The organism is Olsenella uli (assembly GCF_016900775.1).
Taxonomy (GTDB): Bacteria; Actinomycetota; Coriobacteriia; order Coriobacteriales; family Atopobiaceae; genus Thermophilibacter; species Thermophilibacter uli_A.
On record NZ_JACJKN010000049.1, the window covers coordinates 1 to 390 of the forward strand.

Annotated in this window: 1 pseudogene; it reads left to right on the forward strand. The window is 59.2% G+C overall.

The window, feature by feature from the left end:
* Nucleotides 1–173: 173 nt before the first annotated feature.
* Nucleotides 174–390: pseudogene (locus H6A23_RS11260) on the forward strand (hypothetical protein); the annotation flags it as partial.

The window sequence follows — 390 nt, forward strand, 5'->3', positions numbered from 1 at the left end:
ATAAGAGACAGGTCTCCGACTACCCACAAATGCTCGCCGGATCCATCGTCATCATCGTGCTGGCTCTGGTTGTTGACGGGCTGCTCCGCCTCGTTACCCGCTTACTCACTGGCCCGGGTGTCAGACACGCCTTGGCCCTCACCCCGCAGTGATCCCATCGAATGGAGCACCCGATGATCACAACGCCCATGACCCGCCGAACCCTGCTCGGAACAGCGTTGCTGACCGGTCTGGCAGCATGTTCCTCAAACGACCCCCTCAATTCGGATGGCTCGGGATCCGGTAGCGCAGACCTGATCGTCGGTTCGGCGAATTTTACCGAATCTGAGATCATCGCCGAGGTCTACGCTCAGAGTCTCGAGACGGTCGGGATCACGATCAAACGTCGCA